The sequence below is a fragment of the Halorubrum sp. CSM-61 genome (assembly GCF_003781945.1).
Lineage (GTDB): Archaea > Halobacteriota > Halobacteria > Halobacteriales > Haloferacaceae > Halorubrum.
Window position 1 is genome coordinate 352,772 of sequence record NZ_RJJW01000002.1, and the last position, 17,298, is coordinate 370,069.

Annotated in this window: 18 protein-coding genes and 1 tRNA gene; 11 read left to right on the forward strand and 8 right to left on the reverse strand. The window is 69.1% G+C overall.

Annotation, left to right across the window (positions count from 1 at the left end; all coding sequences use genetic code 11):
* Window positions 1-96 precede the first annotated feature (96 nt).
* Window positions 97-753, forward strand: a complete 657-nt coding sequence (locus EDM04_RS04750; RefSeq protein ID WP_123620003.1) for a lactate utilization protein — start codon at window positions 97-99, stop codon at window positions 751-753.
* Between the two features lie 240 nt (window positions 754-993).
* On the opposite strand, the gene EDM04_RS04755 is transcribed toward EDM04_RS04750, so the two are convergent.
* Window positions 994-1,067: transfer RNA gene (locus EDM04_RS04755), tRNA-Lys, on the reverse strand.
* A 112-nt stretch (window positions 1,068-1,179) separates the two neighbouring features.
* Between EDM04_RS04755 and EDM04_RS04760 the strand changes: the two genes are divergently transcribed.
* Window positions 1,180-2,547 (forward strand): M20/M25/M40 family metallo-hydrolase, encoded by a 1,368-nt coding sequence (locus EDM04_RS04760; protein WP_123620004.1) that lies wholly within the window; start codon window positions 1,180-1,182, stop codon window positions 2,545-2,547.
* On the opposite strand, the gene EDM04_RS04765 is transcribed toward EDM04_RS04760, so the two are convergent.
* A complete protein-coding gene (locus tag EDM04_RS04765; RefSeq protein ID WP_123620005.1) occupies window positions 2,520-3,188 on the reverse strand; it encodes a hypothetical protein in 669 nt (222 codons plus the stop codon). The genes EDM04_RS04760 and EDM04_RS04765 overlap by 28 nt on opposite strands.
* A gap of 164 nt (window positions 3,189-3,352) precedes the next feature.
* Between EDM04_RS04765 and EDM04_RS04770 the strand changes: the two genes are divergently transcribed.
* Complete coding sequence (locus EDM04_RS04770; protein ID WP_123620006.1) at window positions 3,353-4,507, forward strand: aminopeptidase; 1,155 nt, start codon at window positions 3,353-3,355, stop codon at window positions 4,505-4,507.
* A gap of 423 nt (window positions 4,508-4,930) precedes the next feature.
* Here EDM04_RS04770 and pheT read toward each other — a convergent pair whose 3' ends face one another.
* Entirely contained in the window at window positions 4,931-6,667 is a 1,737-nt protein-coding gene (gene pheT, locus EDM04_RS04775) for a phenylalanine--tRNA ligase subunit beta (RefSeq protein WP_123620007.1), read from the reverse strand.
* A complete protein-coding gene (locus tag EDM04_RS04780) occupies window positions 6,667-8,175 on the reverse strand; it encodes a phenylalanine--tRNA ligase subunit alpha (protein ID WP_123620008.1) in 1,509 nt (502 codons plus the stop codon). The genes pheT and EDM04_RS04780 overlap by 1 nt, the downstream gene beginning before the upstream one ends.
* Before the next feature lie 210 nt (window positions 8,176-8,385).
* Between EDM04_RS04780 and EDM04_RS04785 the strand changes: the two genes are divergently transcribed.
* Complete coding sequence (locus tag EDM04_RS04785) at window positions 8,386-8,691, forward strand: HalOD1 output domain-containing protein (protein WP_123620009.1); 306 nt, start codon at window positions 8,386-8,388, stop codon at window positions 8,689-8,691.
* A 23-nt stretch (window positions 8,692-8,714) separates the two neighbouring features.
* Here EDM04_RS04785 and EDM04_RS04790 read toward each other — a convergent pair whose 3' ends face one another.
* The 3 genes from EDM04_RS04790 to EDM04_RS04800 all read right to left on the reverse strand — a co-directional run bounded on the left by EDM04_RS04790 (window position 8,715) and on the right by EDM04_RS04800 (window position 10,965).
* Window positions 8,715-9,410, reverse strand: a complete 696-nt coding sequence (locus EDM04_RS04790) for a peptidase (RefSeq protein WP_123620010.1) — start codon at window positions 9,408-9,410, stop codon at window positions 8,715-8,717.
* Between the two features lie 74 nt (window positions 9,411-9,484).
* On the reverse strand, window positions 9,485-10,135 hold the full coding sequence (locus tag EDM04_RS04795; protein ID WP_123620011.1) for a chromosome partitioning protein ParA: 651 nt from the start codon (window positions 10,133-10,135) through the stop codon (window positions 9,485-9,487).
* Window positions 10,132-10,965: a hypothetical protein gene (locus EDM04_RS04800; protein ID WP_123620012.1), complete on the reverse strand. Its 834-nt coding sequence runs from the start codon at window positions 10,963-10,965 to the stop codon at window positions 10,132-10,134. Before EDM04_RS04800 ends, EDM04_RS04795 begins: the two co-directional genes overlap by 4 nt.
* A gap of 135 nt (window positions 10,966-11,100) precedes the next feature.
* Here EDM04_RS04800 and EDM04_RS04805 point away from each other — a divergent pair, with 135 nt between their 5' ends.
* From EDM04_RS04805 to EDM04_RS18440, 6 genes are all read left to right on the forward strand, one after another.
* Window positions 11,101-11,562: a 6-pyruvoyl tetrahydropterin synthase family protein gene (locus EDM04_RS04805; RefSeq protein WP_123620013.1), complete on the forward strand. Its 462-nt coding sequence runs from the start codon at window positions 11,101-11,103 to the stop codon at window positions 11,560-11,562.
* Window positions 11,562-12,368, forward strand: coding sequence for a 7-carboxy-7-deazaguanine synthase QueE (locus EDM04_RS04810; protein WP_123620014.1), 807 nt, complete (start codon window positions 11,562-11,564; stop codon window positions 12,366-12,368). The genes EDM04_RS04805 and EDM04_RS04810 overlap by 1 nt, the downstream gene beginning before the upstream one ends.
* 64 nt (window positions 12,369-12,432) lie before the next feature.
* Window positions 12,433-13,131 (forward strand): 7-cyano-7-deazaguanine synthase QueC, encoded by a 699-nt coding sequence (queC, locus tag EDM04_RS04815; RefSeq protein WP_123620015.1) that lies wholly within the window; start codon window positions 12,433-12,435, stop codon window positions 13,129-13,131.
* 72 nt (window positions 13,132-13,203) lie between these two features.
* The gene (locus tag EDM04_RS04820) at window positions 13,204-14,367 is read left to right on the forward strand and encodes a hypothetical protein (protein ID WP_123620016.1); all 1,164 of its coding nucleotides are present in this window, start codon (window positions 13,204-13,206) and stop codon (window positions 14,365-14,367) included.
* 270 nt (window positions 14,368-14,637) lie between these two features.
* Window positions 14,638-15,126, forward strand: coding sequence for a type II toxin-antitoxin system death-on-curing family toxin (locus EDM04_RS04825; RefSeq protein WP_123620017.1), 489 nt, complete (start codon window positions 14,638-14,640; stop codon window positions 15,124-15,126).
* 25 nt (window positions 15,127-15,151) lie between these two features.
* Window positions 15,152-15,292, forward strand: a complete 141-nt coding sequence (locus tag EDM04_RS18440; RefSeq protein ID WP_164471083.1) for a hypothetical protein — start codon at window positions 15,152-15,154, stop codon at window positions 15,290-15,292.
* A gap of 389 nt (window positions 15,293-15,681) precedes the next feature.
* Here EDM04_RS18440 and EDM04_RS04830 read toward each other — a convergent pair whose 3' ends face one another.
* The gene (locus tag EDM04_RS04830) at window positions 15,682-15,996 is read right to left on the reverse strand and encodes a hypothetical protein (protein WP_123620018.1); all 315 of its coding nucleotides are present in this window, start codon (window positions 15,994-15,996) and stop codon (window positions 15,682-15,684) included.
* A 93-nt stretch (window positions 15,997-16,089) separates the two neighbouring features.
* Between EDM04_RS04830 and EDM04_RS04835 the strand changes: the two genes are divergently transcribed.
* Window positions 16,090-16,428 carry a hypothetical protein gene (locus EDM04_RS04835; protein WP_206424424.1) on the forward strand — a complete coding sequence of 113 codons (339 nt, stop codon included), beginning with the start codon at window positions 16,090-16,092 and terminating at the stop codon, window positions 16,426-16,428.
* The last annotated feature ends 870 nt before the right edge of the window (window positions 16,429-17,298 follow it).

The window sequence follows — 17,298 nt, forward strand, 5'->3', positions numbered from 1 at the left end:
GAGGGTAACACCCGCGTAACCACCGGACAGCGGTGTCCGCGAGCGGTTAAGTGACTCCCGGCCGTTCGATCCTCCGACGAGGTTTTTACCTTCACAATGCCACAGCAGAAAGCCGACTACGCAGACGACGCCGAGATCGACGCGGAACTGGACGAACTTCCCGACGACGAGACCGTCGAGGAGACGGTCGCGAACCTCGAGGAGCGCGGCTTCGACGTGATCGTCGTCGACGACGCCGACGAGGCGCTGGAGGCGGTCCGGTCGCAGATCCCCGCGGGCGTCTCCGTGATGAACGGGCACTCGACCACCCTCGAGGAGATCGGCTTCGACGACCTCCTCGGCGAGGGCGACCACGAGTGGGAGAGCCTCCCCGACGAGATCTGGAGCATCGACGACGACGCCGAACGACAGACCGCGCGGCGCGAGTCGCAGACGGCCGACTACTTCCTCGGCGGCATCAACGCGGTCGCGCAGACGGGCGAGCTCGTCGCCGCCGACCTCTCCGGCAGCCGAGTCGGGGCGTACCCGTTCGCCGCCGGCAACGTGGTCATCGTCACGGGCACGAACAAGATCGTTCCGACGCTCGACGACGCGCTCGACCGGCTGGAGTCGGTCGCGTACCCGCTGGAGAACGAGCGCGCACAGGAGGCGTACGGCGTCGAGTCGGCGATCGCCAAGCAGCTCATCTACCGCCGCGAGACCGAGGAGGGCCGGACGACGGTCGTCCTCGTGCGCGAGCAGCTCGGGTACTGAACCCGGCACGCGCCTCGCCGGTTCGACGGCGACGCGTCACGCGTTCTTCCCCCGGTTTTCGCGCTCGTGAGCCGCGGCGCCGTCGCTTGTGGTGTTGTTAGCGGGAGTGATGGTGGGCCGGGAGGGATTCGAACCACGGTCGCACGATCGCCTCGCTTCGCTCGGCGCTGCGTGCTCTCTGGTTCGAATCCCTCCTGCCGGTTCCCTCACCGCCTCGCTGTCGCTCGGCGGTTCAGTGCACGGGCCGGGAGGGATTCGAACCCCCGACCGTCCGGTTAAAAGCCGGACGCTCTCCCTAACTGAGCTACCGGCCCAGACACGAATCGGTACGGCGAGACCACGGATAAACGTTTAGAAACCGCGTGCAGCGAGGGGAGCGCCCGTCGACCCGAAACGGTTTCCCGGAACGCCACCGTCGCCGACCGCATGGACTTCGACATGCGCGCGTTCGCCGCCGATCTCTGCCGGTTCGCCTCCACGGCCGGCGAGGAGGCGGCCGCCGCCGACTTCGTCGAGGGCGAGCTCGACGCGCTCGGGTTCGAGACGTACGCGTGGGACGCCGATCCGGACCTGCTCGCCGATCACCCCTCCTTCCCGGACGACCTCGACGAGGCGGACGTGACTGGTCGGCGGAGCGTCGCGGGCGTGCTCGAACTCGGCGGGGCCGACGAAGGGGAAAGCGACGACGAGGACGCGACCGACAACACTCCCACGGTCGTCTTGAACGGCCACATCGACGTGGTACCGGCCGAATCTGGGGAGTGGTCGAGCGATCCGTTCGAGCCGGTGTGGGGGGAGAGCGAGGGCGAGGAGGAAGGCGATACCGGCGAGACCCTCACCGCCCGCGGCGCCGCGGACATGAAGTCGGGGGTCGCGGCGTGCGTCGGCGCGGCCCTCGACGTGCGGGAGGCGGTCGAGACCGGCGCGCTCGATCTCCCGGACGCGGGGGTCCGGGTCGTCGTCGAGGCGGTCGCCGGCGAGGAGGACGGCGGGTACGGGGCCGCGACCGCGGCGCTCGCGAACCCCTACCCCTTCGAGCGCGACGCCGCGATCGTCGCGGAGCCGACGGAGCTGAGCCCCGTGGTCGCCACCGAGGGGTCGCTGATGGCGCGGTTAGAGCTGACCGGGCGGAGCGCTCACGCCGCCACGCGCTGGCGCGGCGAGGACGTGCTCCCGCGGTTCGAGGCGATCCGAGGTGCGTTCATGGAGCTGGAGACGGAGCGCGCCGAGGCGGTCGAGCACCCCCTGTACGGCGAGTTCCCGGTGCCGTGGCCGGTGGTGTGCGGGACGGTCGAGGCCGGGTCGTGGGCGTCGACGGTGCCGGCGACGCTGACCGCCGAGTTCCGGATCGGCGTCGCGCCCGGCGAGACGGTCGACGAGGTGGAGGCGGCGTTCCGCGCGCGGTTAGCGGAGGTCGTCGCGGACGACCCGTGGCTCCGCGAGCACCCGCCGACGTTCGAGCGGTTCTCGGTGCAGTTCGAGGCGAGCGAGGTCGCCGTCGACGAGCCGATCGTGGCGGCGGCGCGGGCGGGGCTCGTCGAGGCGGGACTCCCCGACGCGGAGCCGACGGGCGCGACCTACGGCGCGGACTCCCGGCACTACGTCGCGGCGGGGATCCCGACGGTCCTGCTCGGACCGGGGACCGTCACGGAGGCGCACTACCCGGACGAGACGATCGCGTGGGAGGAAGTCGAAAGCGGGAGAGAAGCGATCGCGGCCGCGGTCGGTCGGTTCGCGGCGGAGTACGCCGCGCCCGACTCGGAGGGCTACTCCGGGTCCGACTCGGCGAAGTAGTCGTCGAGCGCCTCGGCGACGAGGTCGCCGGGCTCGATGTTCCGGTTCGAGGCGCGTCGCCTGAGCTCGACGTAGGCGTCGAGCGGGAGGTCGATCTCGACGTGGCCGAGCTCGACGCCCGCCTCGCGGACCGCGGTCTCGACGTCGCTCCCGTCGTTGACGGCGGAGGCGATGGAGCGCACCTCCCGGACCGTGAGGTCGCCGTCGATGGTCGCCCACGCCAGCAGGTAGCGGTCGGTACCGCCGAGGCGCGCGACGTGTTTCGCCGCGCTCGGCGCGATCCGCCCGCTCGCGACCTGCCTGCGGATCGCCTGCGGGAGGTCGTGGACGCGGGCCCACTTGCGGATGAACGCCACCGACACCTCGTCGCCCGCGCGCTCGGCGGCCGCCTTGTACGAGCCGACGCCGCGGACGAGCGCGGCGCAGGCGGCCGCCCCCCGGAGCATCAGCACGTGGTCGTCGTCGCCGACGTCGCCGGCCGCGAAGCGGGCGACCGTCTCGGCCGCCTCGGCGACGCTCTCGGGGTCGTCGGGGTCGAACCCCACCGCCTCGGCGGCGCGCTCGCCCGTGACCTCCGGGTCCGCCCGGACGACGGGCTCGCCGACGGGAGAGCGTCTGTCCGCGGGTGACTCCTCGTTCATGTCCTACCCCTTCGGGTGCGCGCACATAAGCGGCCGGCACCGGGGCAGGTTTCGCTGACGACGGCGACGGTCGAAACGCCTGGATCGGCGGCGTCGCGAGACGCCGAACCGGCGCGTGCGGCCGATGAAGCGGGGTTTTTACCGGGCGACCGACACCACACGGCATGGACGAACGCGTACGCGAACACGCGGCGGTGCTCGTCGACTGGAGCGCGCGGGTCGAGGCCGGCGACGACGTGGTCGTGAGCGTCGCCGAGGACGCCCACGAGCTGGGCGTCGCGGTCGCCGAGGCGCTCGGCGAGCGGGGCGCGAACGTCACGACGCTGTACGGATCGGACGAGGTCTCGCGGGCGTATCTGAAGGGGAGCGAGGCGGGAGCGGAGGGCGACGACAGCGCCGGCGACGGCGACGCGCCCGCCTTCGACGACGACCCGGCCGTCGAGCGCGCGCTGTTCGAGGCCGCGGACGCCTACCTCCGGATCGGCGGCGGGCGCAACACCACCGCGACCGCGGACGTGTCGAGCGAGACGCGGCGGGCGTACGCGAAAGCCCGACGGGACGTGCGCGAGGCGCGGATGGACACCGACTGGGTGTCGACGGTCCACCCGACGCGCTCGCTCGCCCAGCAGGCCGGGATGGCCTACGAGGAGTACCGGGACTTCGTCTACGACGCCGTGCTCCGCGACTGGGAGGCGCTCGCCGACGAGATGGCGGCGATGAAAGAGGCCCTCGACGCCGGCGACGAGGTCCGGATCGTCACCGAGCGCGACGACGCCCCCGACACGGACGTGTCCATGTCGATCGCGGGCCGCACCGCGGTCAACTCCGCCGCCTCCGTTGCGTACGACTCGCACAACCTCCCCTCCGGCGAGGTGTTCACCGCCCCCTACGACACCGAGGGCGAGGCGTTCTTCGACGTGCCGATGACGATCGACGCGACGCGCGTCCGGGACGTGCACCTCGTCTTCGAGGACGGCGAAGTCGTCGACTTCTCCGCGGGCGCCGGCGAGGACGCGCTCGCGAGCGTGCTCGACACCGACGCGGGCGCCCGGCGGCTCGGCGAGCTCGGCATCGGGATGAACCGCGGCATCGATCGGTTCACCGACTCGATCCTCTTCGACGAGAAGATGGGCGACACGATTCACCTCGCCGTGGGACGCGCCTACGACGCCTGCCTGCCCGAGGGCGAGTCGGGCAACGACAGCGCGGTCCACGTCGACATGATCAGCGACGTGAGCGAGAATTCCCGACTGGAGATCGACGGCGAGGTCGTTCAGCGGAACGGCACGTTCCGATGGGAAGACGGGTTCGAGGGCTGATCGAGGGGCGGCGTCAGAAACGATACGGTATTTAAACAAACACGGCGGTGCGGTGGCGCGCGCCTCCGAGTGGCCGCCATCGGCGGCCGCGAGGAGCGTCGTGCGAGGGACGCGGTGAGCGCTCGGAGAGCGCGAACCGCGAGGTTGGGGAGGCGTGAGGTGCGGTGCGGTTGCGGTCGGGTGGGACTCAAAGGGGCAGCCGCGCTCGGCGAACCCCAGCGACGTAAGCACCGCAGCGAGCAACGCGAGCGAGGAGCGCAGCGAGCTGTGGGAGCCGAGCGCGGCTGGGGCTTTGGAAGTGTTCACCGTCGATCGGCGGTCAACCACTTATAAACGAGCGGTTGGGCCTTTGGAAGTGTTCACCGTCGATCCGGCATTAACTACGGATAAGCGCCCGACAGTAACGCAAAGACCGACTCCGAATTACCGTAACGCGTCCAGGTGGAACTCGAAGGCGGCGACGGGAACCTCCAGGTCGTGTTCGACGAGGACCGCCGGGTGGATCTCACCGATCACGCCGACCTCCTCGCCGTCGATCACGACCGCGGCGGTCCGGCCGTCGATGAAGGAGGGATGCTCCGTGCGCGGGGTCTCCAGGTCCGCGCCGAAGTCGTCGCACACCGCCTTCAGGCGGCCCTTCGCGGCCTCGTAGGAGGCGTCGCGGCGGGCGACCGCGCCGGCGACGTGGCGGCGCTCGGCGACGTTCGTGTCCTGCGTCTCGTCGCGCCCGGCCGCGAAGCCGACCTCCGCGACGTCTTGCGGGTAGGCGTTGTGGGTGTTCCGCTCCAGCAACATCAGCAGCGACGGGACCGCCCACGTGCGGAGCTGGGTGTACTCCTCGCTGTACGGCTCCGTGATCTCGACGGCGTCGCCGCCGCCGAAGGCGTCGGTCCCCGCCTCCAGGTTCATCCGGTCGTAGTTCTCGGTCCCGCTCGTCATGTGGAAGTTGAGCAGGTCCTCGAAGCCGAGCCCGACGAGGCTCGTCCGGACCGCGTCCTCCAGCCGGGAGCGCTCGTGGCGGCCGCCGACCGTCCCCACGTCGGGGTAGCGCGGCTCCAGGTTGTCGAAGCCGTAGGCCCGTCCCACGTCGTCGACCAGATCGAGCGGGTGGAGTACGTCGACGCGGTAGGGCGGAATCTCCACTTCGTAGGTCACGTCCTCGTCGAGGGTGTAGGAGGCGTCGAGGCCGGCGCGCTCGAAGCAGTCGACGACCTCCTCGGGCTCGAAGTCGACGCCGAGGAGGGTCTCGATCCGGTCGTGGCCCACCGCCTTCTCGTCGGTGTCGAAGTTCGGACGGACCAGCTCCGCGCCGTACTCGCTCGGGTGGGTCGCGCCGTCGGCGTAGTTCACCTCGACCTCCTCGATCGTCGCGCCGCGGGCGGAGAGGGCGTAACAGACGATGTTGCACATCCGGTCGATCGTCCACTGGTCGGTGCCGGTGAGCTCGACGAACAGCTCGCGGGAACCCGTCGTCACCTCGGTGCGCTTCCCGTTGATGACGGGCGGGAACGAGAAGAGGCCGAGCTCGTCGTAGATAGCGGGGTATCGGTCGAGATCCGCGACGAGGTCGGCGTACGTCTGCCCGGTGGCGTGTTCGGCGAGCACCTCGTTGGGCGTCAGCTCGTCGTTCGCGTCCAGCGGGACGAACGTGTCGCCGTCGGGGTCGACGCCGCGGTAGGTGATCGACGGCTCCGCGCCCTCCTGTAAGGGCGCTCCCTTGACCATCGCGAGGTCGTGGATGCCGATGGCGCCCTTCGCGCGGCCGCGCCCCATCGTCGCGTGGAGCTTCTCCTGCAGCTGGATCAGCGAGTCGAGCGCGCCCTCGTCGAGGTCGACGCCGCGGACCACGGCGCCGGTGACGTACGGGCGCTCGTCGGGGACCGATTCGTCGACCTCGATGGTCCACTCGGGGTCGTTCGTCTCGGGGACGTAGACGCCGCGGTCGTCGCCGTAGTGGTAGCGCAGCGAGCGCGCGACGCCCTCGACCGAGAGCCGGTCGAGCCGGTCGGGCGCGAACTCGAACTGGAGGAGGCCGTCGTCGGTCTCCCCCTCGAACTCCAGCCCGAGCCCGAACAGGTCCTCCGTGAACTCCTCGTCGCTCGTGTCGGTGCGACCCGTCAACCCGCGCAGCTCGTCGGTGTCGATGTCGACGACGGGCATCAGTAGCTCACCTCCGCGTCGCGCAGGAACTCGATGTCCGCCAAGGTCCCGTGGAGGTCGCGGATGTCCTCCGCGCCCGTCGTCAGCATCGCGAGCCGCTCCAAGGCCAGCCCCCACGCCATCACGTCGCAGTCGACGCCGAGCGGGCCGGTGACCTCCTCGCGGAAGACCCCGGAGTTCCCGATCTCGATCTCCTCGCCCGTCTCGGGGTGTTCCCCGAACAGCTCGAAGGACGGCTCCGTGTACGGGTTGTAGTGGGGCTTGAACCGGATATCCGTAATTCCGAACTGCCGGTAGAACTCCTCGAAGGTGCCCATCAGGTCGCGGACCGAGAGGTCCTCGGCCATCACCCACCCCTCGATCTGGAAGAACTCCAGCAGGTGGGTCGGGTCGAGCGTGTCGTTGCGGTACACCTTCTCCACGGAGAAGTAGCGCTGCGGGGGTTCCAGCTCGGCGCCCGCGATCCCCGAGAGGTACCGCATCGAGAGCGAGGTGGTGTGACCGCGGAGGGCGACCTCGCGGGCGAAGTCCTGCGACCACGGCGAGTGGTAGCCGTCGCCGTCGAGCCCCCAGCCGTCGCGGTGGGCCGCCTCGACGCGAGCCATTAGCTCGTCCGGGATCCCCTCCATCGGCGGCACGTCCAGCGCGAACCGGTCCCAGTGGGTCCGCGCCGGGTGGTCCTGCGGCATGAACAGGCAGTCGTTGATCCAGAAGTCGCTGTCGGCGTGGGGACCCTCCATCTCCTGAAAGCCCATCCCGACTAACACGTCCTTGACGCGGTCCGCGGTCCGGCGGAGGACGTGTTTCCGGCCGCCCCGCGCCGCGGGCGCGTCGGCCTCGACGTTGTACTCGGAGAACTCCACGTCGCGCCACTCGCCGCTGGCGAGCAGCTCCGGCGTGACCTGCGCGACCGTCTCGGTCGCCTCGACGCCCATCATCAGCGCGTCGACGCCGTCGTCGGTGAGCGTCACCGACCGGGTGACCGACTCGCCGCGGTCGACGAGCCCGCGCGAGTCGAGCTGGTCGAGCACGGCCTCGTCGACCGCGGGGTCGTCGCCGTCGGCGAGCGCGGCGAGCGCGGCGGCCTCCGGGTCGGCGCCCGGATCGGCGTCCGGATCGGCGGTCAGTTCGCCCGAGTCGATCGAGCCGAAGCCCTTGCGCGCGAAGTTCGAGAGCGCGATGTCCACCTCGGGACCGTCGAGGTCGGCCTCGCCGATGACTCGCCCCATCGAGACCGGTGACTCGTCGGCGCCGACCGCGAGCCCGGCCCGGTAGAGCCGCGTCTCGGGGAGCGCGTCGTCGACGTACCGTCGCCCCTCGTCGGTGAGATCGAGGGTCTCGGCGGCGGTCTCGACGACGGAGAGGAGCCCCTCGTCGCGGAGGTCGAAGGCGGCGCCGGTGACCGTCTCGGGTTTCAGGCCGGTCTCCGCCGCGATCTCGTCTATCGTCCGTTCGTCGGTCGCGCTCGCGGCCTCGAGGACCGCGAGCTGTCGTTCCGGGAGTCGCATTCGAGTTGTCTCTATAGGCGTCTGGCTGGTTGGTAACGGTTCCGGCACGTCGCCGCCGCCGAGCGCGGTTTCACCGCCCGGCCGCGGGGCGGAATCCGCCGCGCGCGACTCACGCGAGAACGAATCCGAACTCGAACGCTCATCCGCAAAATTTCAATAACGATATACGCGGGTGGGGTTTTTATATAGATGTTCGGAGCCAATTCCCGTATGAGCAGCGTAACGTCGAATTCCCGGGGCGAGGAGTCGGCCCCGGAGGCGGTTCGCGTCGAACACGGCGACGGCGGACTGTCGCCGAGCCACGCCGTCGTCGAGGCCCTCGCCGGCGTCGCCGGCGTCGATCCGGTGGACCTCGCCGACGAGGCGGGGATCTTCCTCTACGACCACGTCGACCTCGAGGCGCTGGACGAACTCGTGGCCGGCCAGCGCGGAGCCGATCTCTTCGTCTCGCTTTCGGTCGACGACTACGAGATCAGCGTCGACGCGACGGCGGTCGTCGCCGAGCACGCGCAATAGCGTTCAAACGCGGAGGCAACGGCTCACGCCGCTTCCGATCCCTCTCGCTCCCGCAGCGCCGCGATCCGATCGCCGAGCGGCGGCTGCACCTCGAACCACGTCGACCAGTCGCCGGTCTCCGGCTCGACCCCGCGGATCGCCGCCGCGCGCTCGAACGCGTCGGCGACCCGGCCCGCGCCGACCGCGTCCGCGGCGCGGTCGTCGGCCGCGTACTGCACCCGCCGCCCGACCCAGAACGCCGCGAGCCCGACGGCGACGAGCGACGCGAACCCCGCGTCGAACGGCACGGTCGCGGTGACGATCGCCGCCAGCACGCCCACGACCGCCGCGACCGCGACGGCTCGGAACTCGCCGTAGTACGTCTCGACGCGCCCGGTCTCGGCCGCGAGGAGGCCGACCGCGACGTCCTCGTCCAGGTCGTCGAGCACGGCCTGCGAGAGGAACAGCACGCGCCGGCGGGGCGGGCCGCGGACCGCGACCTCGATGCGGCCGACGGCCTCACTCCCGTTTTTGTCTCCGGTCTCGGCCTCACCGCGCCGCTCGATCGCGACCCGGTCCACGTCGAGGCCGGCCGTCTCGCGGAGGTAGTCGAGGCGCCCGCGCTCGGCGTCGGTCGGCTCGCGGAGGTCGCGGAACCGGTCGGCCGCGTACAGGGGACCGATCTCGACGGCGAGAAACGTCAGGACGGCGACGCCGACGAGGAAGGCGACCGTGAGCATCGTCGGGGATCCGTCCCGGAGCGGTAAAAAGGCGGGAGTTCGCGAGTCGTCGAGAGGGGCGGAGTCGCCGCCACTCAGGAGGGCACCCGCCGAGCGATCTCCCGGACCGCTTCCGCCGCGACGCTGTCCGGCGCGTCGTCGACGACCGGTCGCTCCTCGGCGACCGACCTCCCGACCCGCGGGTCGGCGGGGACGACCGACGCGGGCGCGCCGAGCGCGTCGGCGATCGCGTCGGTCGGCGGATCCTCGGTCACGCGGTTGACCGCGCAGCCGACGAGCCCGGCGTCGAGCTCGCGGGCGAGCTCCCGGGTTCGGATCGCGTCGGCCAGCGCGAACGCCCGCGGCGACACGACGAGCAGGCACGCGTCCGCGACCGCGAGCGGCACGCCGGCGTCCGCGCGCCGCCCCGCCGGACAGTCGACGACGACGGTGCCGCGCTCCCGCTCTATCGCCGCCACCGCGGCGTCGAGCCGCCGGAGGTCGGCCGCCCGCGCGCCGGCGAGGGTCCGGCCGCAGGGGACCATGTCGACGGGACCGGCGCGCAGCGTCTCGATCGGGTCGGCCGCGCCGGCGAGCACGTCGTGGAGGTCCGGACCGCGGCCGCCGGGGAGGTCGGCCATCCCGAGGTCGGCGTCGACGACGACCGCGTCGAGCGCGGCGGCGACGTTGTACGCGAGCGTCGTCTTCCCGACGCCGCCCTTGCCGCCGGCGACCGCGAGGATCACGCTAGCCGCTCCAGCGCCTCGACCGGCGCGTCGGTCTCCTCTGCACGCGTCGCGAGCGCCGACGCGCGTTCGCTCAGCTCTCGGAGCCGATCCGCGTCGGCGGCGACGCGCTCGTCGAGTCCGGAGAGCGCCTCGACGCCGTCGACCTCCGCGACCGCCTCCGTCGCGGTCGCCAGGTCGGCGTCGGTCAGACGCTCCGTCCGGTCGATCCGTTCCTCGACCGCGCTCAGTCGGGCGTCGACCGCGTCGAACCACTCCATCGTCGCTTCCGGCGGCGAGGTGGAGGCGGCGGAATCACCGGCCGCGTCGTCGGCGTCGATCGCATCGTCGGTCGCGTCGGCACCGGCGTCGGCGGTGGGACCCGGCCCGCCCGCGTCACCCTTCAAACCCGTCGCCTCGCCTCTCGAACCCGCCGTGTCGAGCTCGGCCGCCCTACCCGCGACCGCGTCCCTCGGCGGGCGGTGGTCGCCGAGCCGCCGGAGGGCGGCGGCCGTCGGCGACGCGGTCGCTTCGTCGCTCTCGGTCGGCCCCCCTCCCCCCTCATTTTCGGCCGGATCGACCGCCGCCACCTCGGCGATCTCGACGGGGGGATCGGTCGGCGGAGCGCGGGCCGCGAAGCCGAGCGCCCGCCGTTCACCGGGGTCGAGACGCAGCGTCACGCCCGATTCGTCCCACCCGTCCTCCGGGACGCCGCCCCGCCGGGGCGGGAGCACGGGCGCGTCGAGCCGGCTCTCGATCCGAACGCGCCGCGGGACGGCGTCGTCGTTGCGCACGCGACACCGGACAAGCGACACGTCGCCCTCCCGATCGACGTCCCACGCGAAGTCCATACGCCGGGTGCCGCGGTATCGCACTTAAACTGCGGGCCGGAGCGCGGTGGGGGCGACAACGCGGGGGTCCGACCGGGCGGGTCAGCGAGCGAAAGAGAATGCAACCGTTAAATAGTCCCTGAGTATTCTCCGAGTATGCCTCGAAGCACATCAAGAGGGGAAGGCGACGCCAGCCTCCTCGAGTCCGCCGGGGAACGGCGGCTCGTGATCGGCGGCGACAGACCGATCCGGATCAGCGCCGGTCACCGCCTCCTCCACCACGACGGCAAGTGTTCGCGGCCGCACGGTCACAACTACGAGATCGCCGTCGAGGTGACGGGGACGCTCGGCGAGGAGGGATGGGTCGTCGACAAGGGCGACGTGACCGACGTCGTCGACGCGTGGGACCACCGGTTCCTCGTGGAGCGGGGGGACCCGCTGGTGGAGGCGTTCGACGCGTCGGGCGACGGCGAGTCGCTCGTCGTCCTCGACCACCCGCCGACGGCGGAGGTGATGGGGGCGCTCTTAGAAGAGCGGCTGCGCGAGTCGTTCCCGGACACCGTCTCGGACGTGTCGGTGAGCGTCCGCGAGACCGGCGAGCTCTGTGCCACCTACTGATGCCGGTCGCGAGCGACGTCGACGAGCTGTCGCGAGACGGCGAGGCGACCGACGGCGAGGCGACCGACGACGAGGTGACCGACGACGGGCTCCCGATCAACGAGGTGTTCTGCTCGCTCCAGGGAGAGGGGACGCTCGCCGGGGTGCCGTCGGTGTTCGTCAGGACCGCCGGCTGTAACCTCCGCTGTTGGTTCTGCGACTCGTATAACACCTCGTGGGAGCCGAGCGGCGCGTGGCTCGACGTCGACTCGATCGTGGACGAGGTGCGGTCCTACGAGCAGGCCGACCACGTGGTCCTCACCGGCGGCGAGCCGCTGATCCACGAGGCGTCGGTGCGGCTGCTCGACGAGCTCTCGGACGCCGGGTACCACACGACCGTCGAGACGAACGGGACGATCCACCGGGACGCCGCGATCGACCTGGCGAGCGTCAGCCCGAAGCTGGCGAGCAGCACGCCGACGCCCGAACGCGACCCGAAGGGCGACGGCGAGTGGGCGGAGCGACACGAGGAGCGTCGGATCGACGTGGACGCGCTCGCCGCGCTGGTCGACGACTACGAGAGTCAGCTGAAGTTCGTCGTGACCGACGCCGACGACCTCCCGGAGATCGAGGGGATCGTCGGTCGGATTCGGGAAGCGGCGACGACGGGGGTGCGCGACGACGAGGTGTTGCTCATGCCCGAGGGGACGACGCGGGACCAACTGGATCGCGTCCGAAACGAGATCGCCGAGCTGGCGATAGAGCACGGCTACCGGTACACGCCCCGGCTGCACGTCGACCTCTGGAACGACGCGAAGGGGACGTGAGATGCGGCAAGGACGCGAGACGCGGTGCACAGAAGCGACATCGACCGCAGCTTAAACGACAGACATGAGCAACGGAAACGGCGACGGCGCGGTGATTCTGGTATCGGGCGGCATGGACAGCGCGACGGCGGTGTACGAGGCGATCGAGCGCGGCCACGAGCCGTACTTCCTCCACACCTCGTACGGGCAGCGCACCGAGGACAAAGAGTACGCGTGTGCCGAGGCGCTGGCGGACGAAGTCGACGCCGCGGAGTTCCTTCGCGTTCGGACCGGCCACCTCTCGGCGATCGGCGCGTCGAGCCTCACCGACGAGGAGATGGACGTCGAGGACGCGGACATGGAGAGCGACGAGATCCCGACCTCGTACGTCCCGTTCCGGAACGCGAACCTCCTCGCGATGGCGACGTCCTACGCCGAGGCGAACGACTGCTCGGCGGTGTTCATCGGTGCGCACTCCGAGGACTTCTCGGGGTATCCGGACTGCCGACCGGCCTTCTTCGAGGCGTTCCAGGGGGTCATCGACGCCGGCACGAAGCCGGGGACGGAGATCGATCTGGTCGCCCCGTTCGTCGAGTGGTCGAAGGCGGAGATCGCGGAGCGGGGACTGGAACTCGGCGTGCCGTACGAGCTGACGTGGTCGTGTTACCGCGACGAGGAGCCGGCGTGTGGCACCTGCGACGCCTGCGCGTTCCGGTTGGACGCGTTCCGGCGGGCGGGAGAGCGCGACCCGATCGAGTACGCGGAGCGACCGGCGTTCGACTGAGCGGTTCGAGGGGCGGCCGAGAGCTCCGAGACCGCACGGAGGATTTAGGACGGGACGCGCTCACGATTCGGTATGAACGAGCCGGCGGTGTTCGATCGCGTGGTGACCGCGCTCGACGAGCGGAACTACGAGCCGCTGGTCCACGTCCCGCAGGCCCACAGCGACGCGTACGCGGACGTGCTCGATCGGTGCCGCCGCCACGAGATCGCGATCCGGGGACGGTACCCGGACGTGCTCGGCTTCACCGACGCGAACCGCGTGTTCGCGATCGAGGTGAAGGGCTCCTCGAACCTCCTCCGAGGCATCGGACAGGCGCTCACCTACCAGCAGGGCGCGCACGCCTCGTACCTTGCGGGCCACGGCGACGCCGTCAGACCCCACGCCGACCTGCTCCGCTCGAAGGGAATCGGCGTCATCGGCGTCGACGAGGACGGCGCGACGGCGTGGCGCTCGCCGCCGAGCGCGGAGTCGACCGCGGAGGTCGCGGACATCGAGGGGCAGCTCTCCCTGCGGCTCCGGGGGAACGAGTTCGGCGGCGACGTCACGACGCTGAGCCTCGCCCAGCCGCTCAACTACTTCGCACCGGTCGTCGCGCTCGATCGGTACGGCCCCCTCGCCCGCGACGAACTCGTCGACGCGATCGCCGACGAGTACGGCTTCGGTGCCGGCGGCGAGACGGTCGCGAGCGCGCGCACCCTCGGGCTCCTCACCGCGGGGTCGCCTCACGAACTGACCGAGCAGGGGGAGCTGGCCGCGACGGTCCTCCGGGGCTACGGGATCGAGGACCTCGACGACCTGCGCCTGACGAAGGAGGACGTGGCCCGGCGCACCGTCGCCGAGGTCCACCCGCCGCTCGCGGTCCTGCTGAAGAACTCGTTCGTCAGACACCCCGAGTTCGGGCTGCTGCTCGACGCGCTCCGGAAGGAGGGGCCGCGCGTGCACTTCCTCGACCTCGTCGAGCGGCTCGTCCGCGAGTACCCGAACGTCTTCCTGAGCGCGTTCTGCACGACCCGCGGCGCGGCCCGGGCCCGGGAGCTGATCGAGCGCGGCGAGACGGAGCGGCTCTACCGAGACCGGAGCGTCTGGACCGACGTGATCCGGAACAACGTCCTGTTCAACTTCGTCCAGCAGCTGAAACACGTCGGCGTCCTCGCGCCCGAGACGCGCAGCCACAGCGGCGCGATCGCCGAGTACGACCCCGACGCGAAGCCGTGGATCGTCGCGGACGCGGGGTGAGTCGAGGGACGGGTGTTCGTGGGAGGAGATTTCGGGGCCGACGGAACGATCCCGAAGCGCGACTCAAACAGGGATCGCCGTGACCGACGGCCCGGCGATCGTCGGTGCAGGCATCCCACGAGGGCGCGACGGGCGCTACTTCGACTGTCGAACGACTCGACCTTTCAGGCGTGAGGCGGCCGAATTCGACGTCATTGAAACGGCGATATCTGACACCGTTCAGCCGGCGATGACAAAATCTACACCGGTGTAGCACCGACGCCAGAGCGAATGGCCGACTCGTTGTGGTACCCGTCCGTCGAAGACGTCGTCGCCATCCACGACGACGTCGTCGCGGAGTATCCCGAGACTCCCGCCGGTGTTCGGAACCGCGGCGACATCGAGTTCGCACTGAACTACATCGAAGAGGGGAGCTTCGGCTTAGCGCCGGAAACCATCCACGAGAAGGCGTATCATCTTCTGCGGCTCCTCGTCGCTAATCATCCCTTCGTCGATGCGAACAAACGTACCGCGCTCAACGTGACCGTCGTCTTCTACTTCCTCAACGGGTACCGCTTCGAGTACGACGACGAAGTGAGGGCGATTCTGAAAGCGTTCGGTACCGACGAAGCGGCGGTGGATGAGGAAGAAACCACCGAGTATCTGCGCTCCCACACCGAAGAGTTGGATCTGGCCGGTGAGATCGAGGAGTGGCGAGACGAACTCGTCCGGTACGGGCTATCGGAGTTGACAGGCGATTCGTCGGACCCGAACGGTTAACGGGGTTCGACACGTCCGTTCAGGCATGGCCACCGAAGACGGCGCAGAAACGACATCACCGCTCGACGACGTGATGGAGGACATCCGGCGGGAGTTAGTTCGGCGGGTCGCGGCGGACGACCGCGATGCGAACCGAGACGTCTACGACGCCCTCGAAGACGAATAACCGGACGGTACTGAGCAATCGTTAGTCGGATCCGACCGGTGCAACCGATCTGCGAGTGATTTTCTCTATCGAATCCAGCTTTGCCTGTACGCGACCCCCACCGATGCGCCAGTAGACGGTCACCTGTCGAACGAAAGCACGCGACTCGGATTATTACCGCGTCTACCCCGACGCAGCCATGCGATTAGAACGGTACGGGCGCGACGGGCGCTGGTTCGGCTGTCGAACGGATCGACCTTTCAGGCATGAGGCGGCCGAATTTAGCCGTTTCAAAACCGCCTTTTTGATAACTAAGTGACATTCTGTACGACCCGTGGGAGATACAGAGCCCACATCTCACATCGGCCCTCCTCGGCTCAGTCGGAGTTGGCTCGTTCAGTATAGAGGACTTACTTCCAATCGTGCTCCTCGATGCCCTCGTAGTGTTTCAGGCGACTATCGATCTCCCAGGCTTCCCAGCCGCATTCGTGGTAGAGGACGTCGGCGAGTTTGTCGAAGCGGCTCTTGTTGAGTTCGATACCGCGGTTTCCCCGGTAGGTAATGTAGGGTTCGCTGCGAAGATCGGCGTAGACATCTCGCGCAGTCGGGTAGTCGCCGTCGATCGCTGAGAGATTGAGGAGCGCCTCCTCCGCGATCGGTGTGCCCCACTTGTGTTTCGCTATCATCGTCGCCAAGAGGGCACATTTCACCGACGGCTTCTCCATAGCGGAGGGATGAATCCACTCTCACATAAAAACTGTTAATGACGGTTAACGCTAGTGGGAACACTTATACACACACAGATGGTGTCTCTCTGTATGAGTAGTATGGAACAGGCGGACGACCGCGGGGCGAAAAAGGAGCTCCGGAAGGAGCACCCGAGCGGGTGGCTGTACCTCACGCAGCACGATGCGATCCCGATTCTCGTGGACGCGTTGCTCGATCTCCCGCCGAACCGCGAGTTCAACAAAACCGAACTCGCAGAACACGCCGGCGTCACGCGCCAGACCGTCGGCAACTACACTGACCTCCTGATCGAGGTCGAACTCATCGAGGAGGTTCCGAACACGTCACCGCGTCGGTACCGGGTCGCGGACAGTAACGTCGTCCGCGAGCTCTTCGAGCTGAACAGCGCGCTCAACAGCGTCGGCGAATAGCAGTTGCCCGCGAGCATTCGCCAGGTATCCCGAGGGGCACGCTGGTCAGTCCACTACGAAATTCAAGGATCTGTTGAGATTCTCAGCTGGTGGTACCGTCAGACGCGGCCCCGGTCCATACAGGAAACTCACTGATCGCTCAGTACAGACACAGCGACGAGCGATTGCGGGAGTGGGTATAGTAAAACGGTGGAGTGGTTGTTTATAACCGATCGAGTGGCGTTGCTGTCGGCTGTTTATAAACGATCGACGGCACTGGGGTGATGGCTTTCAAAGCCCCAGCCGCTGAGAGCGGCGCACGCTCGCTGCGCTCCTCACTCGGTCGCGTTGCTCCCTCGTTGCGGTGCTTACGTCACCTGCGCCGCTCTCACCGACTGCCCCTTTGATTCCCACCCACCCGCAACCGCACAGCACCTCACACCTCCCCAGCCTCGTCACCGGACTACGTCCGGTTGCAAGCGAGAGCTTCGCTCTCGCCCTGTCGCTGGCGGCGACAGCCGCCAGCGACTCCCTCGCGCGGCGCTCCTTCGCGGCCGCCGGTGGCGGCCACTCGGAGGCGCACGCCACCGCATCGTTCGTTTATAGGCGATCGTCGCCGTCGCTCACGGCCGTTTACATACTGAATCCCTGCCACCGATCTGCGATACGTATTCCCGTACTCGATCAACAAGCAGTTCTCATCAAACGGCTGTTTCAGGCGAGAATATATCTGAAGAATAGGATGCCAACAAAGCCTCCTCTATGTAATAATTGAACTTTCATAGAACTCGGGTATTCTCTCCGATCACGCAAGAAGAATGAGTCAATCACCGATTGATTTTCTCTCCCTGCGCCAGTTTGGATGTACGCGAACCCCACCGATGGACCAGC

Excerpts from the sequence above, each read along its gene's own strand:
- EDM04_RS04750 (WP_123620003.1), top strand. The coding sequence starts at position 97 with ATGCCACAGCAGAAAGCCGACTACGCAGACGACGCCGAGATCGACGCG.
- EDM04_RS04760 (WP_123620004.1), top strand. The coding sequence starts at position 1,180 with ATGGACTTCGACATGCGCGCGTTCGCCGCCGATCTCTGCCGGTTCGCC.
- EDM04_RS04765 (WP_123620005.1), bottom strand. The coding sequence starts at position 3,188 with ATGAACGAGGAGTCACCCGCGGACAGACGCTCTCCCGTCGGCGAGCCC.
- EDM04_RS04770 (WP_123620006.1), top strand. The coding sequence starts at position 3,353 with ATGGACGAACGCGTACGCGAACACGCGGCGGTGCTCGTCGACTGGAGC.
- pheT (WP_123620007.1), bottom strand. The coding sequence starts at position 6,667 with ATGCCCGTCGTCGACATCGACACCGACGAGCTGCGCGGGTTGACGGGT.
- EDM04_RS04780 (WP_123620008.1), bottom strand. The coding sequence starts at position 8,175 with ATGCGACTCCCGGAACGACAGCTCGCGGTCCTCGAGGCCGCGAGCGCG.
- EDM04_RS04785 (WP_123620009.1), top strand. The coding sequence starts at position 8,386 with ATGAGCAGCGTAACGTCGAATTCCCGGGGCGAGGAGTCGGCCCCGGAG.
- EDM04_RS04790 (WP_123620010.1), bottom strand. The coding sequence starts at position 9,410 with ATGCTCACGGTCGCCTTCCTCGTCGGCGTCGCCGTCCTGACGTTTCTC.
- EDM04_RS04800 (WP_123620012.1), bottom strand. The coding sequence starts at position 10,965 with ATGGACTTCGCGTGGGACGTCGATCGGGAGGGCGACGTGTCGCTTGTC.
- EDM04_RS04805 (WP_123620013.1), top strand. The coding sequence starts at position 11,101 with ATGCCTCGAAGCACATCAAGAGGGGAAGGCGACGCCAGCCTCCTCGAG.
- EDM04_RS04810 (WP_123620014.1), top strand. The coding sequence starts at position 11,562 with ATGCCGGTCGCGAGCGACGTCGACGAGCTGTCGCGAGACGGCGAGGCG.
- queC (WP_123620015.1), top strand. The coding sequence starts at position 12,433 with ATGAGCAACGGAAACGGCGACGGCGCGGTGATTCTGGTATCGGGCGGC.
- EDM04_RS04820 (WP_123620016.1), top strand. The coding sequence starts at position 13,204 with ATGAACGAGCCGGCGGTGTTCGATCGCGTGGTGACCGCGCTCGACGAG.
- EDM04_RS04825 (WP_123620017.1), top strand. The coding sequence starts at position 14,638 with ATGGCCGACTCGTTGTGGTACCCGTCCGTCGAAGACGTCGTCGCCATC.
- EDM04_RS18440 (WP_164471083.1), top strand. The coding sequence starts at position 15,152 with ATGGCCACCGAAGACGGCGCAGAAACGACATCACCGCTCGACGACGTG.
- EDM04_RS04830 (WP_123620018.1), bottom strand. The coding sequence starts at position 15,996 with ATGGAGAAGCCGTCGGTGAAATGTGCCCTCTTGGCGACGATGATAGCG.
- EDM04_RS04835 (WP_206424424.1), top strand. The coding sequence starts at position 16,090 with ATGAGTAGTATGGAACAGGCGGACGACCGCGGGGCGAAAAAGGAGCTC.